Origin of the sequence: Zongyangia hominis (assembly GCF_014385095.1) — a bacterium.
GTDB classification, from domain to species: Bacteria; Bacillota; Clostridia; order Oscillospirales; family Ruminococcaceae; genus Zongyangia; species Zongyangia hominis.
Map to the genome: position 1 here is coordinate 545,671 of NZ_JACRTC010000001.1, position 19,988 is coordinate 565,658.

At 53.2% G+C, this 19,988-nt stretch carries 16 protein-coding genes; 5 read left to right on the forward strand and 11 right to left on the reverse strand.

Features of this window, described 5'->3' with window-relative positions:
- Positions 1-253: 253 nt before the first annotated feature.
- The gene (locus tag H8709_RS02405; RefSeq protein WP_262396771.1) at positions 254-541 is read right to left on the reverse strand and encodes a hypothetical protein; all 288 of its coding nucleotides are present in this window, start codon (positions 539-541) and stop codon (positions 254-256) included.
- Positions 534-1,511 carry a DUF4349 domain-containing protein gene (locus H8709_RS02410; protein WP_262396772.1) on the reverse strand — a complete coding sequence of 326 codons (978 nt, stop codon included), beginning with the start codon at positions 1,509-1,511 and terminating at the stop codon, positions 534-536. The genes H8709_RS02405 and H8709_RS02410 overlap by 8 nt, the downstream gene beginning before the upstream one ends.
- 306 nt (positions 1,512-1,817) lie before the next feature.
- Here H8709_RS02410 and H8709_RS02415 point away from each other — a divergent pair, with 306 nt between their 5' ends.
- Both H8709_RS02415 and H8709_RS02420 read left to right on the forward strand, forming a co-directional pair.
- Positions 1,818-3,557, forward strand: coding sequence for a M3 family metallopeptidase (locus H8709_RS02415; RefSeq protein WP_262396773.1), 1,740 nt, complete (start codon positions 1,818-1,820; stop codon positions 3,555-3,557).
- A gap of 52 nt (positions 3,558-3,609) precedes the next feature.
- Complete coding sequence (locus H8709_RS02420) at positions 3,610-4,068, forward strand: YbaK/EbsC family protein (protein ID WP_262396774.1); 459 nt, start codon at positions 3,610-3,612, stop codon at positions 4,066-4,068.
- A 164-nt stretch (positions 4,069-4,232) separates the two neighbouring features.
- Here H8709_RS02420 and H8709_RS02425 read toward each other — a convergent pair whose 3' ends face one another.
- Positions 4,233-6,854, reverse strand: coding sequence for a response regulator (locus H8709_RS02425; protein WP_262396775.1), 2,622 nt, complete (start codon positions 6,852-6,854; stop codon positions 4,233-4,235).
- A 272-nt stretch (positions 6,855-7,126) separates the two neighbouring features.
- A complete protein-coding gene (iolC, locus tag H8709_RS02430; protein ID WP_262396776.1) occupies positions 7,127-8,140 on the reverse strand; it encodes a 5-dehydro-2-deoxygluconokinase in 1,014 nt (337 codons plus the stop codon).
- Positions 8,141-8,366: 226 nt separating this feature from the next.
- Between iolC and H8709_RS02435 the strand changes: the two genes are divergently transcribed.
- Both H8709_RS02435 and H8709_RS02440 read left to right on the forward strand, forming a co-directional pair.
- A complete protein-coding gene (locus tag H8709_RS02435; protein ID WP_262396777.1) occupies positions 8,367-9,125 on the forward strand; it encodes a DeoR/GlpR family DNA-binding transcription regulator in 759 nt (252 codons plus the stop codon).
- Positions 9,126-9,524: 399 nt separating this feature from the next.
- Positions 9,525-10,757: a uracil-xanthine permease family protein gene (locus H8709_RS02440; RefSeq protein WP_262396778.1), complete on the forward strand. Its 1,233-nt coding sequence runs from the start codon at positions 9,525-9,527 to the stop codon at positions 10,755-10,757.
- A 50-nt stretch (positions 10,758-10,807) separates the two neighbouring features.
- Here the strand turns inward: H8709_RS02440 and H8709_RS02445 are convergent, their stop codons facing one another.
- The gene (locus H8709_RS02445) at positions 10,808-11,983 is read right to left on the reverse strand and encodes an ROK family protein (RefSeq protein ID WP_262396779.1); all 1,176 of its coding nucleotides are present in this window, start codon (positions 11,981-11,983) and stop codon (positions 10,808-10,810) included.
- Between the two features lie 133 nt (positions 11,984-12,116).
- Positions 12,117-12,854, reverse strand: coding sequence for an elongation factor P 5-aminopentanone reductase (gene ymfI, locus H8709_RS02450; RefSeq protein ID WP_262396985.1), 738 nt, complete (start codon positions 12,852-12,854; stop codon positions 12,117-12,119).
- Between the two features lie 129 nt (positions 12,855-12,983).
- Here ymfI and H8709_RS02455 point away from each other — a divergent pair, with 129 nt between their 5' ends.
- Complete coding sequence (locus H8709_RS02455; protein ID WP_262396780.1) at positions 12,984-13,988, forward strand: NAD(P)H-dependent glycerol-3-phosphate dehydrogenase; 1,005 nt, start codon at positions 12,984-12,986, stop codon at positions 13,986-13,988.
- A gap of 61 nt (positions 13,989-14,049) precedes the next feature.
- On the opposite strand, the gene H8709_RS02460 is transcribed toward H8709_RS02455, so the two are convergent.
- The 5 genes from H8709_RS02460 to H8709_RS02480 all read right to left on the reverse strand — a co-directional run bounded on the left by H8709_RS02460 (position 14,050) and on the right by H8709_RS02480 (position 19,952).
- Positions 14,050-15,450, reverse strand: a complete 1,401-nt coding sequence (locus tag H8709_RS02460; RefSeq protein ID WP_262396781.1) for a D-alanyl-D-alanine carboxypeptidase family protein — start codon at positions 15,448-15,450, stop codon at positions 14,050-14,052.
- A 323-nt stretch (positions 15,451-15,773) separates the two neighbouring features.
- Complete coding sequence (locus H8709_RS02465; RefSeq protein ID WP_262396782.1) at positions 15,774-16,388, reverse strand: V4R domain-containing protein; 615 nt, start codon at positions 16,386-16,388, stop codon at positions 15,774-15,776.
- A 31-nt stretch (positions 16,389-16,419) separates the two neighbouring features.
- Entirely contained in the window at positions 16,420-17,346 is a 927-nt protein-coding gene (locus H8709_RS02470) for an ABC transporter permease (protein ID WP_262396783.1), read from the reverse strand.
- A complete protein-coding gene (locus H8709_RS02475; protein ID WP_262396784.1) occupies positions 17,339-18,430 on the reverse strand; it encodes an ABC transporter permease in 1,092 nt (363 codons plus the stop codon). Before H8709_RS02475 ends, H8709_RS02470 begins: the two co-directional genes overlap by 8 nt.
- Positions 18,417-19,952 carry an ABC transporter ATP-binding protein gene (locus tag H8709_RS02480; RefSeq protein WP_316248738.1) on the reverse strand — a complete coding sequence of 512 codons (1,536 nt, stop codon included), beginning with the start codon at positions 19,950-19,952 and terminating at the stop codon, positions 18,417-18,419. Before H8709_RS02480 ends, H8709_RS02475 begins: the two co-directional genes overlap by 14 nt.
- Between the last annotated feature and the right edge of the window lie 36 nt (positions 19,953-19,988).

The window sequence follows — 19,988 nt, forward strand, 5'->3', positions numbered from 1 at the left end:
TGCTACTAGTTTATTATCATAGCACAAATTCGTGCGTTTTTTCAATCATTTTCCATGAGGATTGTGAAGCGCCTGTGAATTTTGCGGATATTTTCCCGCATTTTTCGCCTCATTCCAACTTCTACTATTATAGTGTATTTACATCCATGTTGCAAGCCCTTCCCACCAATTGCCAGAAATTGAACACGCCAAAAAGACTGCCGTGCGGCTTTCCTCGCCGCACGGCAGTCTCTACTTCTTTTTCATGCTTCCTCTATGCGTAAAAGTCGAGATCGTGGAAATTGTCCGGAAAAATGTAGACCTCGGTGCCGGTTTTGTGGTCTTCCCCTTCCTCCAATGGGCGCCAGACAATCACCTTATAAAGGAGAGCCGTATAGGTCCGTGTTCCGCCGTCCTTATAGGTGGCAGTCAGGGGCGTCAAAAGGACGAGAAGGCTGAGAAAGACGATGACTGCCGTCACAATTCTTTTCTTTCGGCGCTCGGTTTGCTCCCCTGCGGCCGCGAGAGGAAAAAACTCCATCGTCAGCTCCTTGTCATTCATTTTCTTCCTCTTTCTGATCGCTTTCCATCTTTTCCGCTTTCTTAATGGAAGCATCCAACGCGTTTCTTCTACGCCGGCGCGAGCGTCGGATAAAGAAGACCGCCAGGGCCACGATTACCGCGAGAATCAAAATATAAGGCAAGTTGACCACGACGAACAGCGCGAAGCTCCTGCACATTTTCCCCAAATCGCGGAAGGTTTGGCTGATGCCCCGTCCCATCTGTTCCAGGAAGCCCTCGCCCTGCTTTTCCGTGACGCTTTTGACCTCGGAAATCTGGATGTTAAGGGTGGAGTAGTCCACCATATTGTCGTACTGCTTCAGGGAGCTCGTATACCCTTCCAGCTGGCGGCGCACCTCAGTCAGGCGCTCCTCCAAGCGGATAATGGCCTCAATGTCATCGGCTTTTTCGAGCAGGGCCATCAGACGCTCCTGTTCGATTTCCAGCGCCTTCTTCCGCGACTCGGTGTCGTAATAGGTCAGACTGATGTCATCGGCGTATTCGTTTTGAAAGGTCACGTTACTCGCGTCTGAAACGCCGGAGACCACCTCGTCCAGTTTATCCTTGGGGATGCGCAAGGTCAGGGAGCCGTGACGAAGGTCCTGGGAGCCGTCCTGGCGAATTCGTTTGCCCGAGACGGAGGAGTTTTGCACATAGCCTCCCGCCTGTGCCACGTTTTTCTTCACACCGGCGATAAACGCGTCAAAATTGGTGGTTTCCACCTCCATATCGATGGTACGGATGATCTTGGCCTCATTGCTCTGCCAGGCTTCGTCGCCACTGGTATTACTGGATGTTTCCCCAGCGGTATTCGCGTATTCTGGAGCCATGTCCATGGCGGCACCGCCGGCTTCATTCTGGGCAGCCATACTGCTGCTGGAATCCCCCATCCCCACCTTGTTGGCGGAGCAACCCGTCATCACCAGGATAACCGCCAACAGGAGCGCTGTGAGTGTAAGCCATCGTTTCATCGAATTGTTTCCTCCTTCTTTCTGACCTTTCCAAAGTCCTGCTTCTGCTGATATAGTGTCTTTTCTCTTCTTTTTCCCTGCATCCGCTTCTTAATTGTAACCGTTTTGGCATATACTGAAACTGCGCAAAGGGGGACAAAAATATGAAAAAAGCATCAATTTTCCCGAAATACTGTTTACTATGCGGGAAGGTAATGATAACATAAATATAATTATGTAAAAATGCTCCGGCATTCGGCCCAAATGATTCGGAAAGGATTGAGTCCTATTAAAAAACGACACCTGCTCTCTCTCTTGTCCATTTGTATGGCGCTTTCCATCCTCTTTTCTTCCTGTGCTGTCATTGATAACGCGCTCGATTCCATCACAGGACTTTTCCGCGGAAAGCCCCAGCACAAGGATATAGACTTTTCTCAGATGACCTACACCCGTCCAGACGGCGACGCCCTGCTCGCCCTAGTGGAAAAGGCCGTTACCGATTTTGACGGCGCCGATTCCGCCGAGAAGCAGATGGAAGTCTGCAATAGTTTCTCCCAGGATATGGGCAATTTTAATTACATGTACACTATTGCACAAATTCACAGCTACTTAGATGCCACAGACACCTTCTATCAGGATGAAATGTCCTATCTCGACGAGATGTCGGCCAAGATTGACGCCAAGCGCAACACGCTCTTCCGCAAGCTGGTGGATTCCCCTTATCGGGAGGATTTGACCAAACTTTTGGGTGACTGGCAGATGGAAGACCTCACCATGACGACTAAAACCAGCGCGGAAGAAGTCGCGGAGCTCAAAGTGCGGGAAAACCAATTGGTTACCGAATATAACTATCTCTCCGCCACCGCCACCATCGACTACTTTGGGGAGGAAAAGCTCTTTAGCTCTTTGGATTCCAATTTACAGTATTATCTTCTTCCTGTCTACTACCAAAAGTACAACGAAATTCTGGGGGCCAAGTTTTTGGAACTTATCTCAGTGCGCCAAGAGATGGCCCAAAAGCTGGGGTATGACAACTTCATCGGCATGGGCTACGACGCCATGGGGCGCAGTTGTTATGGTGTGAATGATGTGGAAGCCCTTCGGGCCGACGTCAAGAAATACATGGTACCCCTTTACAAAAAGATGATCGAGCAGGCCCAGCTCGACGCGGCCAACGGCTCAGATCACCCCAGCTTTTTGCTCAGTTCCGACGTAGTACCGGTGGGCGGTTACGAGGGCATGGTGGAAAACTTCTGGAAGGCCACCTCTCAGATCTCCGATGAGACCAAAGAGAGTTCCGCTTTCATGCGCCGCAACCATCTCTACGATTTTGAAAAGCGTGAAAACAAGACGGACACCGATATGACCACCATCATCGGCGGGAATTACTATGTCCCCTATATGTTTATCAGTGTCAGTGGGGACAGCTTCTATGACGCGACCACCTTGCTTCACGAATTCGGCCACTACAACGCCATGTATCACAAGGTCTCCCCCCATTCTTATTTTGGTTCCGAGTCCCGTTCAATCGACGTGGCGGAAATCTACTCTCAGGGCATGGAGTTTGTCGCCTTTCCCTACTATGAGGACTTTTTCGGTAAAGGCGCCGACGACGCCAAAAAATCCCAGGTCTTCTCCAAGGTGGAAACCATTGTTAACGCCACCATGCAGGATGAATTCCAGCACCGGGTCTACGCCAAAAAGGACATCACCTTGGAAGAGATCAACGAGATCTGGGCGGATCTTTACAAAGAATATGGGATGGACCTGCTCACCTCCGGCGATATGGCCAATACCATGGGGCTCTCCTGGATTGATATCCCCCACTTTTTCTTAGTTCCCTTCTATTCCATTGATTACACCGTCTCGGCCAGTGTCGCGCTCCAGGTTTGGGAAGAGCTGGAAGACGACTGGCAGGACGGCTATGATACCTACGAAAAACTGGTGGAAGCGCCCGCCAATCTCAACTTCTTGGAAGTTATAGAGGAAGCAGGCGTCGACAGCCCGTTTGAGCAGGACAGCATGAAGGTCCTCAGCGAAAAAATAGAAGTCTATCTCACCCGCTGAGAAAGGCCGGTGCGTCCTGGTGCGATGTAGAAAGATAAAGGAGTGGCAAAAAATGCGCAACGAAAAGGTGGACGCTTTTCTCGCGTCCCATGGCCTCACAGTACAAGAGTTTGAGGAGGGCAGCACGGCGACCGCCCCCATGGCGGCGGCGCAGCTGGGCGTTAAAACCGACCAAATCGCCAAATCTATTCTGATGCGAGGCAAGGACGGCAATCACTATATGGCCGTAATTCCCGGAGAGCAGAAAATTTCTAGTTCCAAAATAAAGGCAGTCGCTGGATGCAAATGCAGTATGGTGGGAGGCGAGGACGCCTTCGCCGTCACTGGATACCTTCCCGGCGGCGTCTGTCCTTTCTTGGTGGAGAATGTAACCATTTTCATCGACAAAAGCCTGGAAGCCCTGGGGGACATCTACCCCGCCGCCGGCACCAGTTCTACCGCCGTCCGGATGGACTATGACACTCTGGTGAAAATTACAGGCGGTACGCCGTGTGACGTTATTGCAAAATGATATCCAATAAAAAAGCCCCCCGGAATCCCGGGGGGCTTTTTTATTGGATATCAAGGGCGCCCTCTGACGCGCCCGCATTTTTAAAAACAACTGATCATGGACTTTGTTATCAGACAATTGGACATGGAAATCAGCGTCGCCTCTCATGTGCTATCTGCTCCCGCTTAGGGGGTGTCCAGTGTATCTTCCATCAACTGATAGAGGCGTTCCGGGTCAATGGGTTTTGCCAAGTGGCCATTCATGCCGGCTTCCCGCGCCTTTACCACATCCTCATGGAAAGCGTCGGCGGTCATGGCGATAATGGGAATGGATGCCGCCCTGGGATGGTCGGATTTCCGTATGGTCTTGGTGGCCTGGTAGCCATCCATGACCGGCATCTGCACATCCATCAAAATCAAGTCATATTTGTCTGCATTTGTACGGAACATGTCCACAGCTTCCTGGCCGTTAGCTGCACAAGAGACCTCCATCCCCGTCATGTTCAGGATTTCCACCGCGATTTCCCGGTTGAGGAGGTTGTCTTCCGCCAGTAGCACCCGGCGGCCTTGCAGCGATGGACGTGCTTTCTCCCCATGGGGCCTCACCGCTTTTTCAATACCAGTCACGGTGAGGAGGGTATTATAAAGTGTGGAAGCAAAAATGGGCTTGGAAAGGAAAGCGTTGGCCCCGGCCTCCCGGGCGCGTTTTTCAATGGAGCTCCAATCATAAGCCGTGATGATGATGATGGTGGTATCGGGTCCCACAAATTCCCGCACCCGCCGAGTCACTTCGATGCCGTCCATGTCCGGCATTTTCCAGTCGATGAGACACACATCGTAGTCTTCTCCCACCTTGTGCGCCTGTACTACTTCTTCCACACAGGCGGCGCCGGTCAACACCCACTGGGACAATATTCCCAAATTTTTAAGCAGTAGCGAGGTATGAATACAGCAGTCCCGGTCATCATCGGCAACCAGCACCTTGAGCGCCTCCAACGCCTGATGGTTGTGGTGGGAAATCTGGTCGGAGGATACCGCAATATCAAAGTCCAGTTCCACCGCGAAGGTGCTCCCCTTCTCTGGTTCACTTTTGACCGAGATGGTCCCGTCCATCAGGGTCACCAGGTTTTTACAAATGGACATTCCCAGCCCGGTCCCACCGAATCTTCGTCCGGTGGATGCACTCTCCTGCTCAAAGGGCAGGAAGAGCCGTTTCATAAACTCTTCGCTCATGCCGATGCCTGTGTCACTGACGGTAAAACGTAACCTGACACGGCCATTTTTCTTTTGTATCTGTTGAATTTCCAGCCGGACCGACCCGCCGGAAGGCGTAAATTTGAGGGCGTTAGAAAGCAAATTGAGTAAAATTTGATTGAGCCGCAATGAGTCGCCGACGAGCACCGTGTCGGTCAGGTCCACCAAAGGCATGGAGAACATAACCCCCTTGGCCTCCGCCTGTGGGTAGATGATCGAGGTGATGGACTCCGCCACGCTTTCCAGATTGAAAGTCTCATGGGCGATGGCCATCTTACCTTCATCAATTTTGGACATGTCCAATACGTCGTTGATGAGGGTCATCAAGTGTTTGGAGGAATAACCAATCTTTTCCAGGCAGTCTTCCACCCGCTTGCGGTCCTCGATATAAGCGGCGGCAATCGTGGTCATGCCGATGATAGCGTTCATGGGGGTGCGGATTTCATGGCTCATACGGGAAAGGAAATTCTGCTTCGCAGCGTTGGCGTTCTGCGCGTTGACAAGGGCATCCTTAAGGGCCTGTTCCCTGCGTATATTTTCCGTCTGGTCTCCGATGGAGATAATGGAACGGGTCACCTTCTGGTTGACGATTTCCGGGAAGCTTTGCAGGCGCATCCAACGAAGTTCACCGGAGGAGAGGCGCATGCGCACATCACAGACTTTGCTGGATTTTGCGCCCATCGGCAGGGCGAATTTCTCGAATTCCGCCCGATCCTCCTCAATCACCTGCTCCTGCAGGATGTCCATATTACAGGTAAAATCGCTCTCTTCTAGTCCCAAAACGCGCTCGCAGTTGGCGCTGACATACTCTAAACCGTCTTTTTCCTGATTGTAAATCAAGAAAACTTCGTCCACGTTGGTGGAAAGGATGTCAAACAAATGTTCCCGATAGCGGATTTCCCGCATGTTTTTGCGTTCCCGCCAAAAAGCTATCAGAAAATAGCCGGGAAGAAAGACCGTGAGCAATACAGACGAAAAAATCGCCTTAGCCGCCGTATCTTCCGCAGTCAGCTCCAGCCCCTTCACTTTTGCGTCCGCAAAGGTAATGATGGTGGTCAGCGCATCGCTGACCGCGTCATATTTGGGGTAGAGGTTCTCCTCGGCATACTCAGCGGTTTCCTCCCTTCCCATAGGGAGAACCAGCGGAAGCGCTTCCAGCTGGGTTTTCTCCAAATCCTGCATAGCCTTTAATAATTCGGCCGTGTCCTGCTTGGGGCCCAAATACTGCCGTGTGATGACTTCAATGGCCTCGTACTGCATGGAGTAGCGCTCGTTGAGAAGTTTCTGCACATTTTCCACATCATAGGTTGGTTCCGCTATGATGTCCAAAAGAAAACCGCGCATGTCCAACAACCGGGAACGCATGGCTCTGGCTTCATTGGATACCGTATAAGGGTGGTCGTAGATCATGGAAGCCGTCCGGTTCATCTGAAAGGTGGAATAAATACTGAATGCGGATAAGCAAATCGCCACCAAACAGACGATCGCCATCCCGATTTCTGTCAGTTTCTTTTTCTGCCCCTGGTAGTCCATCCCATTAACTCCCTCTGCCAAGAGTCTTCTTCCCCTAAAATACTCCAGGCCTTATTATTTCTCTAATTCGACAACTTTTTTTACTAATTATACCCTACCCTCGCGGAAAACTCAATCATTCTTCCTTCTCTTTTGTGTATTTTTGTTGTTTTTTTTGCAATCTCTTGTCTACCAATGTAATATTGCTATGCTGTGTCTGATAAGATTGGCATTTTTAGGTAAAAAGAGGAGAAGATTTTAAAATCTTCTCCTCTTTTTCATCGATGCAGATCCACGCCCTTTGTAACAATATGCTACCCGCGGGCAATCATTTCACCGTATTCTTCCTTTTCCGCCTTGATGAACGCTTCGATGGCCTCCACACTGGGCATATCCGCAGAACAGGCATGGCTTGCAATGAGCATAGCCGCTGAGGCGCTTCCAAATTCCAGCGCTTCGATGACCGGTTTCCCTTCTAGGATGCTGTAAATAAAGGCGGAAGCGTAACCGTCGCCGCCCCCGAAGCCCTTGAGGCTCTTGACCGGGAAGGGTTTGATGGCAAAGCTTTGCCCATCACAGGTGTAGGCGGTGGAGCCTTCCTTCCCGTGCTTGATAATGACAATCCGGTTGCCGTAGCCAATCCAGCGGGCCGCCGTCTCCTGGTCACTGCTGCCCCGGGCGATCAGTCCCTCCATTAAATCAAATTCCTCGCGGGAGCCAAGGATCAAATCGCTCTGCCGCCCGACCAGAGAATAATAGATGGCCATTTCATCATTGCTTTTCCAGTTGTAGGGGCGGTAGTCGATGTCGAAGATGACGACCGTTTTATTTTTCTTGGCATATTCAAGCGCCTTGAGCACTGCTTCCCGGGAAGGGGACTGACTCAGCGCCGTACCGGAGATAACCACCGCTTTAGCGCTGGCGATATAGTCTTCACTGACATCGTCGGTGGTGAGCATCAGGTCCGCCGCCTGGTTGCGGTACATCAGTATACTGCTCTGGGTGGGGCTGAGGATCTCGGTAAAGGTGAGCCCCATCTTTTCCCCGTGCTTGGCCCGGCAGATACCGGAGGTGTCGATGCCCTCGTTTGCAAAGTAATGGGTGACATAATCGCCAAAGCGGTCGTCGGAAACCATCCCGATAAAGCCTACCTTTTTACCCAGGCGCGCAAGGCCCACCGCGATATTGGCCGGAGAACCGCCCACATATTTTTTAAAGGTGGTGCTTTCTTCCAGCGAGCGGTTATAATCCACCGGATTGAGGTCCACCGTCGCCCGGCCGATGGGAATCACATCCAGCGGCCTGCTTTGGTCAAATTCAATATACATGTTTACGCTTTTCTCTCCCATTAGTGTCACCTCATAATAATATTTTGGTCATATGATTGAACATTCTTCGTTTTTCCCATTTGATTATACCACATTCTCTGCATGAGTCAACCATTAATTTCTCATTACCGATAATATTTTGAGTAAATTATTGATTTTATTTTGTGCATCTGTTATAATTAATGCGAAGATAAAAGATTAATAGGGGAAGTCGGTGTGCAAGCGTATGAAAATTAAACGGATTGATGAAATGCAAAAGTACATTCTTCAAAACACAACGGTCACGATTGACAAGCTGTGTGAAGAATTCGGCGTTTCCAAAAATACTATTCGCAGAGATATAGATGAATTGTGTGCCTCTGGCATCATCAAAAAGGTATACGGCGGCGTGACGGCCATTGTCAAAGCCCCCACCTCCTTTGAAGAGCGGGGCAACGAAAACAGCGACCAAAAGCATCGCATTGGAAAGGCCGCCGCAAAATTGGTGGAAAAAGACGACAGTATCTTTATCGACTCCGGTACCACCACCTTCCAAATGGTGCCCTACCTTTCTGAGTGCGGCGGCATCAATGTGTTCACCAACAACATCAAAGCCGTCTTTGCCGCTTACCCGATAGAAAATATTCATCTCTATTCCCTGCCCGGCACTCTCAACCGGAAGACCAATTCACTCATGGGAGCCGATACCACCAAATCCATCGAAAAATACAATATCAACAAAGCGTTCTTAGCTTCCACCGGTCTAACTTCGGAATCGGGCGTCACCAATTCCGAACAGATGGAATATGACATCAAGCGCGCCGTCATTGAAAAAAGCACCAAAAATTATCTGCTCATCGATTCCACCAAATTCGGCAAGGTGTCTCTCATTACCTTTGCTTCCATCTCTGATTTTGACGCTGTCATCACTGACAAAATGCCGCCGGAGGAGTATGTGGAGCTGCTGCGGGAAAATAATGTGGAGCTTATCGTCGCCGACGAATAGAAGATGCCAAAAGCCAGCCGGAAACAGCTGGCTTTTTTCTTTGCTCCTTGAGAGCAGCCTCTCATTCCCACCTCAATGCCATCTTTTTGACAATCCATGCAGAAAGAGAGCCATGGCACAGCACAAAAACGGTAGAAATAAAAGGAATTATGAATAAACCTTTGACTATCTTTACATGATGTACTATAATTCTACCAAAGACAACCTTTAAATTGGATCCTGTGAGACCATAAGGTAGATAGTGGAGATTGTGGAGACGGCGGCGTCTTGCGCGCCGGGTCGTCCTGTGTCTTTGTGGAGCCTTATCATCTGCGGGTGATGAGGCTTTTTTGCGCTTGATCAGGCGGACAATTTCTGCGCCACGGTTGTCGTTTATAACAAAAAGGAGACGAAAGCCAAATGGAAAACAAACTGACCAGTAAGACCTTCCTCTTGGGTATCCAGCACCTGTTTGCCATGTTCGGCGCTACCGTACTCGTTCCCGCCCTCACCGGTATGAACGCCTCGGTGGCACTGGTTACCGCCGGTCTGGGAACCCTCGTATTCCACCTGATCACCAAACGGAAAGTCCCCGTCTTTTTAGGCTCCAGCTTCGCTTACATCGCAGCGTTGCAAATCATCATCGGCAATGATCCCGCCAACATTCCCAAAGCGCAGGGCGGCATCATTATCGCCGGCTGCATCTATGTGCTGCTTTCCCTCATCGTCAGCCTTGCCGGCGTCGAGCGGGTGAGGAAGCTCTTCCCGCCCATTGTTACCGGACCCGTCATCGTGGTCATCGGTTTAACCCTCTCCCCCACCGCCATGACCAATGCCAGCGGCAACTGGCTCATCGCCCTGATCACCCTAGCGGTCGTCATCATCATCAATGTATTTGCAAAAGGCTATTTTAAGCTGGTTCCTATCCTCATTGGCATCGGAACCGGTTATCTCGCCTCCATCATCCATGACCTGGTGCTGCCCAACGCGGACAAGCTGGTCAATTTCTCCGCCGTTGCCAACGCCCCCTGGATTTCTCCTTTCTGGGACTTCGGCGGCTCCTTCTTCACCCTGCCACAGTTTGATATGCACGCCATCCTCCTCATCGCACCCATCGCGCTGGTCACCTTTATGGAGCACATCGGAGACATCACCACCAACGGCACGGTCGTCGGCAAGGATTTCTTTAAAGATCCCGGCCTGCACAAAACGGTGCTGGGCGACGGCGTAGCTACCATCGTCGCCGGTTTCCTGGGCGGCCCCGCCAATACCACTTACTCCGAAAACACCGGCGTTCTCGCCGTCACCAAGGTATACGATCCCTTCGTCCTGGAACTGGCCGCTGTTTTCGCCGTCATTTTGGGTATGTTCGGCAAATTCGGCGCGGTCCTTCAGACCATCCCCGTCCCTGTCATGGGCGGCGTGTCCATCCTCCTCTTTGGTATGATCGCATCCATCGGTATGCGCACCATCTCCGAGGCGGATTTAGACTTCTCCAAGTCCCGCAACCTGATTGTGGTCGCTATGATTTTGGTCATCGGCATCGGCCTGTCCGGCGGTGTCACCATCGGTAACTTCACCCTCTCCGGCCTCTTCCTCTGTGTGGTCGCCGGTACTCTCGTCAACAAAATCCTGCCGCAGAACGCGGAATAAATGGACGCAAAAAAGCCCCGGGAATCTTCCCGGGGCTTTTTTCTATACCATTATGGGTCCAATCGAGCCAGCAACTTGCCGTTAAAGAGACGATTGAGGACAATACAGACGCTTCCCATGAGGGGGGCGTCCTGCTCGAAATGGGAACGGCGGACCTTGACGGTCTGATAGCTGCCGGACAGCTTATGGGCGTTGACCCACTCCTCCATCCGCGTGAGATACTTGTCGGGCAGGAAAGACCCGAAGTGACCGATAAAGACGGCGCTGGGGTTGAGCATATTGACCACATTGACCAGGGCACAGGAGATCTTGTCCACCATATCGGAAAGCACCGCGTCAACCAAGGGATCCTCGTGGAGCTGACAAAATGCTATAAAATCCAGGTCCTTGCCGGTCACCGCCCGCAGTTTACGCTCCACCACCGGGAGGCTGGCATAGGTCTCGAGACAGCCGCGGTTGCCACAGATGCAGGTATCCCCGTTAAAGTTGATGACCACATGTCCAAACTCTCCCACCAGGCCGCTGTTGTCCTGATAGAGGACATTATCGGAGATGATGCCCGAACCGATGCCGTTGTCGATGCCCACATAGAGAAAGTTGGCATAATCTCTGCCGTTACCGAAGAGCTTTTCCGCCAGCGCCGAGCCGTTCATGTCGTTGTCGATGAACACGTCCATGCAGTAACGGCTGGACAAAATATCGCCGATGGGAAGATCGGAAATCCCGAAGAAATCGGGAGGATTGAGTATCATTTTCTCCTTGACATCCAGCGGTCCAACAGTGGAGACGCCGCAGGCGATGATGTTATTTTCCCAGGTGGTCATCTCATCCGTCAAAGAAAAGACCTTCTCCATGAGGCTGTCCTTGGTTTCCTCCCGGCTGAAGGGGATAGTCTTCTTTTGCAGGGTGTGCATCTTAAGATCGGTGAGGATAGCGCTGCAGTGGCTTCTGGCCACTTGAATGCCCAACACCTTGGGCGCATTGGGAGACAAATCCAAAATAATCGGATTTCTGCCCACATTGCTGTTTTGCCCCTGGCTCCCCTCGACGACATAGCCCTGTTGAATCAGTTCGCTGGTAATATTGGTCACCGTCATCTTGGTTAACCCTGTGATGTGGGACAAATCGATGCGGGTTACGCCATCACCGGTACAAATGAGCTTGAGTACTAGGCCGCGGTTTCGGTATTTAAGATGTCGATTATTTTCTCCTCGGTCTTTGCCCACAGTATCCACCTCACCATTATTTATCCCATAAATTAAAAAGAAGTCACTGACAGTATAGCACGAAATGCGACATTGTGCAAAATTTATCGAAAAAGGCAAGGGACGCCTTCTTCCCTTGCCTTTTTCTTATTTCTCAGGTGATGACAAAGCCGCCGTTGGGGCTAATCACTTGGCCGGTAATGAAATCCGCAGCGCTGGACGCGAGAAAAGCGATGACCCCCGCCACATGCTCGGGAGAGCCAAGGATGCCAAGCGGCGTTTCCTCCTTGAGCGCTTCCAGCGTCTCCTCATCAAGCTGGCCGTTCATCGGCGTGTCGATGACGCCGGGCGCTACACAGTTGACCTGGATACCCGACGGGCCCAGCTCCTTGGCCAGCGCCTTGGTCATGCCGATGACGGCCGCTTTGGCCGCCGAGTAGTGAACCTCACAGGAAGCCCCTACCATCCCCCAAATGGAAGATAGGTTGATGATTTTGCCGCTCTTGCGGTGGATCATCTGGGGAAGCGCCGCCTGGGTGCAGTGAAACATCCCCTTGACGTTGATATCGAACATGCGGTCCCATTCCTCTTCTCCGATGTCGGTAAAGAGCTTTTGCTGGGCAATGCCAGCGTTATTGACTAAGACATGAATTTCCCCATAACGCACGGCAATTTCCCTAAACATGGCTTTTACCTGGGCCATATCTGACACGTCGGCCCCAAAGGGCGCCGCCTCCTGTCCCATGGCGCGCAGCTCTTCGCAGAGCCCGCGAGCTCGCTCCTCACCGCTGTGGTAATGGACGGCCACCTGCCAACCCTTCGACCCCATCAGCCGGGCGGCGGCGGCGCCGATGCCGCCGGAAGCTCCTGTAATTAAAACGGTACGTTTCATCATTTTCTCCTGCTCTTTGTGTAATACTTCTATTATACACAAGACCCTTCGCCATGAAAAGGTTTACTTTCCCCATCATTTTCTATATAATGGAAACATTCTCTATCAAGAAAGAACCGAGGTTAAAACATGAAAAATATTGCCGTTCTTGGCTGCGGCTTTGGCACTGCGCTGAGCATCATGTGCCGGCAGATGGGCTACGACGTCACCCTTTGGTCCCCCTTTGCCGAGGAAATTGCAGCCATCCGCCGGGAGGGGGAGCACCGCAAGCTCCTGCCCGGGATCAAGCTCCCCGAGGGCATCCGCCTCACGTGCGACCTCTCCTGCACGGCCCACGCCGATATGATCCTACTGGCAGTCCCCTCCCACGCGGTGCGCGCCACCGCTCAGAAGCTGGCGTCCATTATATCCCCTCGCTGCCTGCTGGTCAACGTGGCCAAAGGCTTGGAGGAAGAAAGCCTCCTCCGCCTTTCTCAGGTGATCGCCGAAGAACTGCCGCAGAATCCGCTGGTGGTTCTCTCGGGGCCCTCTCACGCCGAGGAAGTGGGACGGGGCCAGCCCACCACCGTGGTGGCCGCCTCCGCCGACCATAATGCCGCCGAAGCGGTGCAGGATCTCCTCATGAACCAGTCCCTTCGTATCTATGTCAACGATGATCTAACCGGAGTCGAGCTGGGCGGCGCGCTCAAAAATATCATCGCCTTGGCCGCTGGGGTGCTGGACGGACTGGGCTACGGCGACAACGCCAAGGCCGCCCTCCTCACCCGGGGGATTACTGAAATTTCCCGGCTGGGATGCGCTCTGGGCGCCCGACAGGACACCTTCGCGGGCCTCACCGGCATCGGCGATCTCATCGTCACCTGCACCAGCCCCCATTCCCGCAACCGTCGGGCAGGCATCCTGATCGGACAAGGCAAGACCGCAGCGGAGGCCGTTGCCGCCGTGGGGACGGTGGAAGGATACCGCAGCGCCCGGTGCGCCTACGCACTGGCGCGGCGCACCGGCGTGGAAATGCCGATTATCGAGCAGGTTTATCAGGTCCTCTTTGAGGGAAAAGCCGCAGGGGAAGCTGTGGAATGCCTGATGGCCCGGCCAAAAAAACATGAGATGGAGCGCAGCTGGCTGACGCGCTGATCTACGAAAAAGGCCGTCCCGATGGGACGGCCTTTTCTATGCAAAACTTTCGCAAGGACGCTTACAGCCTGCGCCTGATTTGACGGTCGAAGTGAACATTGCGTCGGCTGATGGCATAACGCTGGCGGACGCCTCTACGGATAACGGCGCGAATGACAAAAAGTGCGGCGACGGCGATTCCCAAAAACACCAAAATTCCAATGCCGACGAGAAGAAAGACGTTGGGGCCTTTGGTCTTCGGTTCCTTGGTGACGCTCATCACCTTGGTATTCACATTGCTTTTGGTGGTGAGCTCTGTGGTGAGCGGCTCATTTGGCATGCAGTCCACCCAGTCCTTGAGCCCCACGGTAAAGCTGGCGGACATCGGCTGGCCCAGAGTGTAATGCTCCGGAACATTGATATCAATTTTAATATCGTTGGCCGTCAGGTGATTGTGAATCAGGTAATGGATTTTTGGAGGGCTGGAGATGGTCACATCCCCGCAAAGATCCCCGTTTTCGTCCTGGATATCCACGCCTTTGGGGATGTCGTCGGACACGTCGATTTCGACGCGCTGGAAGTTCTCAAATCCATAGTTAAAAAGCAGCTCGCAGTCCTTATATTTGGCACTGGCCGCCGTGCTTTTGAGCAGGACACAGATCAGCCGTCTTCCATTTCTCTCCCCCAGCGCCGCCATGGTATTGGTGGCCTCTTCTGTCCAGCCCAGCTTGCCGCCCACCGTATCTTCGTTGTAGTAGTAGGAGGGCTGAATCATCTTGTTTTGGTTCCAGAAGTACCGCTCGCTCTCCTGGTTGTTGGTGGGTGCCATGGTGTACTGGGCCGTGCTGATGATCTTTTCAAATTCGGGCAGGCTCAGCGCGTAGCGCATCATCAGTGCCAGGTCGTAAGCCGTGGTATAGTGATTGTCGCTGTGCAAGCCGTGGACGTTGACAAAATGGGTGTGGGTCGCACCGATCTCTGCGGCCTTCTGGTTCATCATCTCCACAAAGTGATCCAGCGTCCCGCCGATAAATTTGGCGATGAGAGCGGTGGCGTCGTTGGCCGACTCAAGAAGCGCCGCATAGAGGGCGTCCTGCAAACTGATACGCTCTCCCACTGTCAAAGCAATGTGGCTTGTCGATAAACCATAGGAATAGACATCGTCCAGAATCTCCTGGTCCACCGTCAGCACATTGTCCATTTCACCGTTCTCCAGCGCCAGTATGGCCGTCATGATCTTGGTCAGACTCGCCGGATACATCCGCTCATTCATTTGCTTATCGTAGAGCACCTGACCCGAATCCGCCTCCATCAATACGGCGGTTTCCGATATAATTTGATTGGGGGATATGGTACATGCCGGCGTTGTATCCGAAACACTCTCGCTCGTACCCACGCTCGGACTGCTGTCTATTCCGTAAACCATGGTGATCATCATGCTGCATATCAGTAAAACGGCCAATACCGCCATCCATTTTTTCATAATTCCTCCGCCTTGTTCCCTCATTTTTCCTTCTCTCTTCTGTCTCTTCGCCGGTGCGGGACAATAAAACGGGACAGTCCCCTTACCGAACTGTCCTTGCGCGAATCGCATTCGTCTCTTCTGAAAACCAATCTTTCATGTTCCCTTGTTACAGGGACATGCTTTATTATAACAATTTTTATTGCGGATTAAAATGTGCGTACCACATTGTTCACAAAATTGTAAAAAAGTCCAAGAGCTCCTTCTCATTTTTATTCAATCAGACGAAGAGAATTGAAAAAAATACAAAGGGATCAAAGGCAACAGCCTTTGATCCCTTCTCTTTATTCTACGACCTTGACCTCAAATTCACAGTAGTCGTCGCCGTTAGCGCAGCATTTGGTTTCGGTGACCACCACGTGCTTGCCCAGCGGAATTTCAAAGCATCCCGCCGCGGTGCCCGCCTCGTAGCAGCAGATCTTCATGCCGATGTTGGGCATGCCGTAGCAATCGGCACACTCATAGTTGCGGTAGACGGCGTAGTCCTCTCTTGCCACCACAATTTCTTGATGGGCATAGTTGTGGTCCCCCGCGAAATGGAGGTTACTCTCCATAATTTCCGGCAGGGTCTTCCCCGTCAGGTAAGGGGCGATGAATTTCTCCCCGATGAGACGGCCCACCTGGTAGCCAATTTCCAATAGCTCGGGAAACAGCAGGAAGGAAAAGGTCTGGCGGTCCCGCATATAGAGAATCTGCATGTCGTTGGAGAAGTTGGGGCGAATCCACTCTCCCTTATCCATCATCTCATAGTGTTTTAATATGCGCTCGACCAGCTCCGGGCTGCGGTCCACCACTTTGCCCATCTGGGAATAGACGTCGTCAGTAACGGCCAGACGCTCTCTTATGGTCTTGCGGTATTCGTTGAGGGTGTCCAAATTTTCATAGATCTTTTCGTTCATAGGATACTCCTTTGCGAAATTGTTAATAAGCTTAACCGGCCTCCCGGTCGAAGGATTTGCCGGCCGCCGCCGGGCCCTTGGGACGGTTCTTGACGAGGATCAGCACCAGGATGGTGAGGATATAGGGCAGCATCTGGATAATCTGCACCGGCGCCACCTCCTGGAGCCGGAACTGGATGCTCTGGGCCACGCCGAAGAGGAGGCTGCCGCCAAACGCACCGATGGGGTTCCACCCGCCGAAGATGGTGACCGCCATGGCGATGTAACCGCGTCCCGCCACCATGTCGCGGCTGAAGAGCCCGATGTCGCCGATGGAGAGATAGGCCCCGCCCAGGCCCGCAATGGCCCCGCAGGCGAGGACACAAATGTACTGGATGGCGGTGACGTTGATACCCACCGAATCGGCCGTCTGGGGATTTTCACCCACCACCCGCACCCGCAGGCCAAAGACCGTCTTATACAGCACAATCCACATCACCACGCCGATGACGATGAGGATATAAAACAGGGGGGAATGTCCGCTGAGGATGTCACCGAGCACCGGGATATCCTTAAGCACCGGGATGTTGATGGTGCCAAGCGACGCCACCGCGTCGGATTTGCCCCGGTTGTCCCAAAGGGAGACAAGGAGCACCGTCGTTAGTCCCGAAGCGAGCAGATTGATACCCAGGCCGCTGATGATATGTCCCGTCTTATATTTGATGGTCAGCACCGCATGAATGGCGGCGAAAAGGACGCCCGCCAAGATGGCGAAAAGGAGGCCCACCCAGGCGCTGCCGGTGAGATAGGAACCCAGCACGCCTCCGAAGCTTCCGGCGAGCATCATGCCCTCCACACCGATGTTGACAATGCCGCCCCGCTCACAGATGGTGCAGGCCAGGGCGCCGAAACAGATGGGGATGGCAATCCGGATGGCGCCGGAAAGCAGAGTTCCAAGTCCTGCCAAAAACTCAGTCATGGTTCTTCTTCCCCCTTCTTGCAAAATTACGCATGGCCATAATGATGCCCGGCGTCGCCACAAAGATGATGATGAGCGCCTGCATCAGCCCCACAAAGTCGCTGGGAATCTTGGTCATCCGGTCCATCACCTGGGCGCCTGACCGCAGCGCGCCATAGAGGATGGCCGAGACTAAAACGCCCACCGGGGAATTTTGGCCCAGCACGGCGATACTCAGTCCGTCGTAACCGTAGCCCGGGGAAAATCCCTTGATAAAGTACTTGTGTACACCCATGACTTCCACCGCGCCGGCAAGTCCCGCCAGAGCGCCGGAAATAAACATAGTCACGAGAAACTGTTTACCGATGTTGACGCCGCCCGTTTCCGCGGCGGCCAGGTTGTTGCCGATGGCCTGAAGCTCCAGACCAAAGACCGTCTTCTTCATCATCCAGCGCACCACAAAGACGATGATCACCGCCAGGATAAAACCGATGGTCAGACGGCTGTGGGGATAGAGAGCGGGCAGGATAGCGGATTCTGCCACATTGGGGGTTTTGACCACCATACCCTCCGCCTTGACGCCGTAGGTGACGATGTAGTCGGTCAGATAGATGGCAATGTAGTTGAGCATGATGGTCAGCACAACCTCATTGACCTTGAGCTTGATTTTCAAATATCCGGCCAGCCCCGCCCAGAGGCCGCCCGCCACCGCCGCCGCCAGGATGCACAGCGGAATGTGGAGGATGGCGGGCAATCCCTGGCAGAAGATGCCGGTGAGGGCGGCCGCCATGGCGCCTACATAAAGCTGTCCCTCGGCGCCGATATTGATGGCGCCGCCCCGCATGGCGATGGCTACCGCCGTTCCGCACAGGATGAGGGGGGTTGCGATACCCAGGGTGTCGGCGACGCGGCTCATATCCCCGAAGGCCCCGCCGAACATATTGACGTAGGCGGTGAAGGGGTTATAGCCGGAGAAGGCCAGGATGATGCCGCTGACGATCAGCGCCAAGAGCAGAGAAATGGCGGAGACGATGAAGGACTTGCTGGTAAAAAGCTGCTTTATTTTCTGCCGGAGATAGACGCCGCACTTTTTAATGGCTTCCATGTTCCTTCTCCTCCTTTCCATAACCGGTCATGAGCATGCCGAGCCGCCGCTCGTCAAACTCGCTGGCCTTTCCCTGGGCGACAATCTGGCCGCCGAAGATAACGGCGATATTGTCCGAGAGTGCCATCAGCTCGTCGATCTCCGCGGAGATGAGGAGGATGGCTTTCCCCTGCTTCTTCATTTCAATGAGCTTTTCGTGGATGTATTCGATGGCGCCGATATCCACGCCCCGGGTGGGCTGGGCGGCGATGATGATATCTGGGTTCTGGGAGAGGGCCCGTCCGATGACCACCTTCTGCTGGTTACCGCCGGACAGAGAGCTGACCGGGTCGTAAATGCTCCCCACCTTGATGCCAAAGTTTTCCACCATCTCCTGGGCGTACCGGTTCATCTCCCGAATGTTAAGGACGCCGCGTCTGCTGAACTGTCGGCGGCGGTGGTAGCCGAGGATGGTGTTTTCCCGAATGGGGAAGTCCTTGATGAGACCCCGGGAAGCACGGTCCTCCGGGATGTGGGCCACGCCCAGGTTAAGCATCCGCAGAGGCGTCGGGTCCTTGACCTCTTCCCCGCGGACCAGCACTTTGCCGTGGCGTAGCTTAATAATACCGGTGACCGTTTCGATGAGCTGGGTCTGTCCGTTCCCCTCTACGCCGCAGATGCCGAGAATTTCGCCGCTGCGCACCTTGAGGCTCAAACCGTTGAGCTTTTTCACCTTGTGTTCCTTATAGACCGCATCTTTCACTTCCAGGAAGACGGGCGCGCTTTCGTCCACATCGCCCCCGAAGCTTTCCTCCATGGCGTGGACCTTCCGTCCTACCATGAGCTCGGCCAGCTCGTTGGGGTTGGTGTCCGCCGTGTTCTTGGTGCAGACAAACTCCCCGCTTCGCAGAATAGTGACCCGGTCGGAGACCTGCATAATCTCCTTGAGCTTATGGGTAATGATGATGATGGTTTTACCCGCCTCTTTGAGGCCTTTGAGGACGCCAAAGAGTTCCTGCACCTCCAGCGCCGTCAATACGGCGGTTGGCTCGTCCAAGATGATGAGATCGCTCTTGCGGTAGAGGGCCTTGATAATCTCCACCCGCTGCTTCTGCCCCACCGGGATATCCTGGATTTTGGCGCGTGGGTCGATTTTGAGACCGTATTGCTCCGAGAGCGCTTCGATCTCCTTGACAGCGCCTTCAAAGTCGAAAAACATCCCCTTTTTCGGCTCATAGCCCAGCACAATGTTCTCCGCCACCGTCAGCGGCGCCGCCAGCATGAAGTGCTGATGGACCATGCCGATCCCTAAGTTGATGGCGTCCTTTGGGTTGCGAATCCGCACCTTCTTGCCGCCCACCGAAATCGTGCCGGAATCGGGCTGGGTCATGCCGTACAGTATTTTCATCAGGGTCGTTTTTCCCGCGCCGTTTTCACCCAGCAAGGAGTGAATTTCTCCCTTCTGCACGGAAAAATTCACATGGCTGTTGGCCGCGACATTGCCGTAATATTTGCTGATATCGCGCATTTCTACAAAATTCACGGAGGAACACCCCTCACTTTCTCGTGGATTTCTTCC